The organism is Kitasatospora sp. MY 5-36 (genome assembly GCF_001182915.1).
GTDB lineage: Bacteria > Actinomycetota > Actinomycetes > Streptomycetales > Streptomycetaceae > Kitasatospora.
Window position 1 is genome coordinate 1 of record NZ_LFVW01000718.1, and the last position, 5,438, is coordinate 5,438.

Sequence of the window (5,438 nt, forward strand, 5' to 3'; positions counted from 1 at the left end):
CCGGCTGGCCCCGCACGCGCCCGCGCTGCTGGTCGGCATGGACACCCCGCAGCTCAGCGCGGCCACCCTGGCCGAGCCGCTCTCCCCGGCGGGCCGGGCCGGGGCCGACGCCTGGTACGGGCCCGCGACCGACGGCGGCTTCTGGGCCCTCGGCCTGGCCCGGCCGACCGAGGACCTCGCCCGCCGGCTCCTCCTGGGGGTACCGATGTCGACCCCGGACACGGGGCGGGTGCTCCTCGACCGGCTCGGGGCGGCCGGCCTGACGGTGCGCTCCCTGCCGGAAGCCACCGACGTGGACACCGTCGAGGACGCCCTGCTGGTCGCCTCCCAGGCACCGCGGAGCCGGTTCGCCGCCCGCCTGCGCTCGTTCCGCACCGTCCCCGAGGTGGCGGGTTGACCGGCACCTCGACGGCATGGATCGACGACCCGTTCGCCGACGCCGTCCGCACCGGACGCGGTCCGCTGTGGCTGCGCGGCGACGACGGACGCCGGATCCCGCTCGACATCGAACGCTGGTGCGCACCGGCCGCCGGCGGCGACCACAGCCTCCTGATGCGCTGCTTCCACCTGTCCGCGCCGGTCGTGGACCTCGGCTGCGGACCCGGCCGACTCGTCGCCGCGCTCCTCGCCGTGGGCGTCCCGGCCCTCGGCGTCGACGTCACCCCGGCGGCCGTCGCCCGCACCCTCGGCCTCGGCGGCGCGGCCCTGTGCCGCTCGGTGTTCGACCGGCTGCCCGCCGAGGGCCGCTGGGGTGCGGCCCTGCTGGCCGACGGCAACCTCGGCATCGGCGGGAACCCGGAGGCCCTGCTTCGCCGCGCGGCCGAACTGATCGCGCCGGACGGGCTGTTGCTGGTGGAGGTCGAGCCGCGCGAGGTCGACGAACGCGTCACCGTCCGGGTCGAGGGCCCGGACGGCCGGCTCGGCCCGCCCTTCGCCTGGGCACGCCTCGGCGCCAGGGCCGCCGCACGACGGGCCCACGGCGCCGGGCTCGTCGAAGCGGAACGATGGACCTCCCACGGCCGACGCTTCCTCACCCTGCGCCGCCGCACCGCGCCCGCCCGCTGAGAGCGCCCGCCATCACCACCCGTCGGCCGACCTCTCTCGCCCTACGCCCTTCGACCAGTTCACCCGCACTCACGATCCGACCCGAGCCGCTCCGTCAGACCCCGTCGGACTCCGTCAGTTCCCGGCCCCCGCCACGGCGGCGACCCGCCCCGTACGGCGCCGGCGCAGCAGCGGGACCAGGAGGACGACGCACAGGGCCGTGCCGTAGGCGAACTGCTGCGCCACCGGGCCCTGCACCAGGTAGAGCGCCTGCCCGGCGGCCGGGACGGCCAGCCACTCCCAGCGGCCGTCGAGCGCCACCAGCGCGACCACCAGGAGCCCGTACCAGGGGTAGGAGGGCGCGACCAGCAGCAGCGCGGTGCCCGTCACCAGGAGCGCGCCGGCCCACGGCTCACTCCGGTCGCCCCGGCGGAGGACCCGGACCGCCACGGCCGCCAGGACGAACGCCGCCGCCCACGGCGCGAGGCGGTCGGACAGCACCAGCCGCAGCAGCCCGAACCGGTCGATGTGCCCCTGCTCGTAGCCCTCCTCCTTCAGGTAGCCCGGCAGATAGCCGAGGACCGAGGCGCCCGAGGCCACGACGTACGGGAGGTAGGACACGGCGAAGGCGCCGAGCGCGGATCCGACCAGCAGGACGTCCTTCCGGGAAGGGCGCCGGGCCGACAGGCCCGCCAGCGCGCCGGGGAGGACGAGGGCCGGCAGCAGCTTGGTCGCGACCGCGCCGCCCAGGAGGAGCCCCCCTCGCACGGCCCTCCCGCGCGCCGCGCAGCCGAGTCCGGCGACCGTCAGCAGGGCTCCGAGCGTGTCCACGTGCGCGTCGTTGACCGCCCACACGGCCACGCCGGGGAACCACCCCCACAACGCGGCCCGCCACCGCTCCCGCCCCACTCTCAGCAGCAGGGCGGTCGTCGCCACCGCCAGCACCGCACCGCCGGCCTGCACCCCGCGGACCCCGCCGCCGAACGGGTGCACGACGACGAACCAGACCTGTGCCACCGGCGGATAGATGGTGTGCACGGCCGGCCGGTTGATCCGGGTGCAGTCCCCGGCCGTGGTGCGCCGCTCGTCCCAGCCCGTGCAGCCGTCACCGACCGGGAAGAGCCCCGGGTCACGCAACCGGGCCAGCGCCGGATCGTCCGGGGTGTGGGCGTAGGGCGAGATCCCGGCCGCCTGGACCCGGCCGTCCCAGACGTAGCGGTAGGCGTCGTCGCTGGTGCGGGGTGGGGCCAGCAGCCCGACGGCGGCGACGGCCACGGCGCCGGCCAGGACCAGCGGCGCGACCAGCCGGCTGGGCACCCTGCGCAGCAGCACCACCGCGACCGCGAAGAGGGCCGTGTCGAGGAGGTACCAGACGGCGAGCGGCACGAAGCCGCCGTCGGTGACGGTCAGTGCCAGAGCGCTGACCAGGGCCGCGAGCGCGAGCGCGCAGGACGGAACGGTACGGTCGATCATCCTGCCCAACCTCCCGGTGATGAAGTCTCGCGGCCCCGGCGTTCCCTCGCCGGGGTGGGGCGTCAGACGCCGGGGACCCCCGGAAGACCGGTCGTGAGACCGTCCAGGGCGTGCGGGCAGGGGCACTCGCGCACCAGCGGCAGCCGTTCCACCGCCTTGAACAGCACGGTGCGCAGCCGGTCGACGTTGCGGGCGAACTCCTTCAGCACCTCGCCGTGGGTGACGCCCGCGCCGCTCTCCACCCCGGCGTCGAGATCCGTGACCAGGGCCAGCGAGGCGTAGCAGAGCCCGAGTTCACGGGCGAGGACGGCCTCCGGATGTCCCGTCATGCCGACCACCGACCAGCCGTTGGCGGTGAACCAGCGGGACTCGGCGCGGGTGGAGAAGCGCGGGCCCTCGATCACCACCAGCGTTCCGCCGTCGACGGGCTCCCAGGCCGCCTCCCGGGCGGCGTCCAGTGCCGCCTTCCGCCCCGCCGGGCAGTACGGGTCGGCCATGGACACGTGCACCACCTCCGGCACCGTGCCGTCCGGCAGCGGCAGGCCGTCGTAGAAGGTCTGCGGTCGCCCCGAGGTCCGGTCCACGAACTGGTCGGGCACCAGCAGCGTGCCCGGCCCGTACTCCGGGCGCAGCCCGCCCACCGCGCACGGTGCGACCACCTGCCGCACACCCAGCGTGTGCAGCGCCCACAGGTTGGCGCGGTAGTTGATCCGGTGCGGGGGAAGCCGGTGGCCGCGCCCGTGCCGGGGCAGGAACGCGACCCGGCGGCCGGCCGCCTCTCCCACGAACACCGCGTCGCTCGGTTCGCCGTACGGGGTGTCCACCCGTACCTCGGTCACGTCGTCCAGCAGCTCGTAGAGCCCGGAGCCACCGATGACGCCCACCTCGGCGCTCGGCGGGACGTCCTGGTCGACCGTCATCCCGGTCCACCTCTCTTCTCGGGAACAGCCTCCCGGCCAACTGTAGGAACGGACCGGGCCGGAACCGGGGCACCATGCCTTACGGATCACGAACGTCCCCGCGCCGCCGGCTCGCGGCGGGGCCTGTGCGACCGTCGCCGCCGGGCCGTCGCAGCGAGCAGGCAGAGCGCCGAGACGGCGAAGAACGCCGCGGTCAGCAGCAGCCAGCGCCCGAGGAAGACGTCCGGGTCCAGGCCGGTGGCGGAGCGGTACCCGGGGACGCGACGCAGGACGAGTGGGTACCAGACGACCAGCAGCAGCAGCGAGAGGAAGGCGGGGACGCGGACGTAGTTGACCGCCGGCATCCGGTGCGTACCGTCCAGCGGAGCCTGGCGGACACCCGTCAGGGCCTGGGCGGCCCGGTCGGTGAGCGTGTAGAGCGGCAGCAGGACCAGGTCGTGGAGCAGTGCGGCCCCGACGAACCAGATCGCGACGCCGAGCGGATCGCCCTTGAGGAGGCGGATCCCCGCGTACAGGGCCAGGGCGAAGGAACACAGGAGGAGGAGCAGGTGCAGGGGGGACGCGCCGTAGCGCTCGCGGAAGCCGCTGCGGCGCTTCATCCGGTGGCTCCGAAGGTGAGGCGGGTGACCCATTTGGTGTTGTGGACACCGGGGTTGGCGGGGACGATGATCCGGGCCGGGTAGCCGTGGTCGGGCGAGAGGTCGGCTCCGTTGACGCGCAGGGCCAGCAGGGAGCGGGCGTCGCGGACCTGGTTGTCGCGCAGGACGGTGGAGGAGAAGGACCCGCCGCGTTCGACGGATTCCACGAAGACGTCCGGTGGGCTGTCGGTCAGGCCGACGAGCGCGGCCAGCTCGGTCAGCCGGACGCCGGTCCAGTCCTGGTCGGGCGTGGACCATCCCTCGACGCAGGCGATGGGCAGGGCCGCGGTGGTCTGCGGCAGGCTCCTCAGCTGGTCCAGGGTGAGGACGGTTTCGCGGCCGGGGCCGCGGACGGTCAGCCGCCAGTCGGGGCCGATGTCGGCGGGGCGGATACCGACGGCGGCGGCGGTCTTGTTGATCTGGAAGCCGTTCGGGCCTTCGCCGGGCTCCTGGCCGTGCGGGGCGAGCAGCGCGGTCCTGCGCCACCATCCGCCGATGCTCTGACCGACCGTCACCGCGAACAGCGCGAGGGAGCCCGCACCGACCAGCGCGAGGGCTCCGCGCCGGGAGAGGGTCGCGGGGGCGGGGCGCGGGGAGACCAGACCGGTGTCGTCGAGCGGCTCGGGCAGCGTGTCGGCGGCGCCGGTGCGCAGTTCGGTGCGCAGGCGCCGGCTGCGCAGCGCCCGGACCATGACCGGGACGCGGAACACCACGTGGACGACGAAGGCGCCGATGAAGACCCAGGCACCGTAGTAGTGCAGGGTGTAGAAGGAGCCGGGGAAGATGTAGTGCAACTGGATGTTGAGGATGCCGGTGGCGAACTCGAACAGCGCGCCGCCGACCAGGAGCAGCAGCGACAGGCGCTCGACCGCCTGGGCCGGCGAGCGGAGCGGGGGCCAGGCGAAGAGCTTGGGGATGACCGACCAGAGCTTGGCCAGCAGCACCGGGACCAGCACGATGCCGAGGGTCACGTGGATCCCCTGGTTCAACCGGTACAGCCAGCTGGGGCTGGTCGGCCAGGAGAAGAGGTAGAAGCCGAGCCAGCCCTTGTCCGGGGTCTGGTCGTTGACCGCGGCGAGGTCGGGGTTGTAGGCGGCGTAGGACAGCAGCCCGGTCACGAACACCACCGTGATCCCGGGCAGCAGCACCAGGCCGAACACCGAGGTGAGCCAGGGGCCGCGCAAGGGGCTGCGCCAGAACTCCGGGCGGGCGGGCCCGGGCGGCGGGCCGGCGGCGAGCGCGGCACGCAGGCGGGATCCCCTGGGCTTGGGGGCTGTACGCGTCGGCGCGTGGGGGGCCGGTCGCCGTCCCTCCGCGGTGTGGTCGCGCGGTGTGCCGGGGGATCGGGGGGTTGATGGTGCTG

General features: G+C 74.8%; 6 protein-coding genes. 2 read left to right on the forward strand and 4 right to left on the reverse strand.

Annotated features, from left to right (window positions below):
• The coding region (locus AE652_RS34360; RefSeq protein WP_049658824.1) for a DUF2064 domain-containing protein at window positions 1-397 on the forward strand (397 nt) is incomplete at its 5' end.
• Complete coding sequence (locus tag AE652_RS34365; RefSeq protein ID WP_049658826.1) at window positions 394-1,065, forward strand: methyltransferase domain-containing protein; 672 nt, start codon at window positions 394-396, stop codon at window positions 1,063-1,065. The genes AE652_RS34360 and AE652_RS34365, both read left to right, overlap by 4 nt.
• Before the next feature lie 114 nt (window positions 1,066-1,179).
• Here the strand turns inward: AE652_RS34365 and AE652_RS34370 are convergent, their stop codons facing one another.
• From AE652_RS34370 to AE652_RS34385, 4 genes are all read right to left on the reverse strand, one after another.
• A complete protein-coding gene (locus AE652_RS34370; protein ID WP_049658828.1) occupies window positions 1,180-2,517 on the reverse strand; it encodes a glycosyltransferase family 87 protein in 1,338 nt (445 codons plus the stop codon).
• Window positions 2,518-2,579: 62 nt separating this feature from the next.
• Entirely contained in the window at window positions 2,580-3,437 is an 858-nt protein-coding gene (locus AE652_RS34375) for an S-methyl-5'-thioadenosine phosphorylase (protein WP_049658829.1), read from the reverse strand.
• Window positions 3,438-3,523: 86 nt separating this feature from the next.
• A complete protein-coding gene (locus AE652_RS34380; protein WP_049658831.1) occupies window positions 3,524-4,036 on the reverse strand; it encodes a hypothetical protein in 513 nt (170 codons plus the stop codon).
• A complete protein-coding gene (locus AE652_RS34385; RefSeq protein ID WP_082346160.1) occupies window positions 4,033-5,325 on the reverse strand; it encodes a molybdopterin-dependent oxidoreductase in 1,293 nt (430 codons plus the stop codon). Before AE652_RS34385 ends, AE652_RS34380 begins: the two co-directional genes overlap by 4 nt.
• Window positions 5,326-5,438 lie beyond the last annotated feature (113 nt).

Coding starts and splice junctions, on each gene's coding strand:
- AE652_RS34370 (WP_049658828.1), bottom strand. CDS start 2,517: ATGATCGACCGTACCGTTCCGTCCTGCGCGCTCGCGCTCGCGGCCCTG.
- AE652_RS34375 (WP_049658829.1), bottom strand. CDS start 3,437: ATGACGGTCGACCAGGACGTCCCGCCGAGCGCCGAGGTGGGCGTCATC.
- AE652_RS34380 (WP_049658831.1), bottom strand. CDS start 4,036: ATGAAGCGCCGCAGCGGCTTCCGCGAGCGCTACGGCGCGTCCCCCCTG.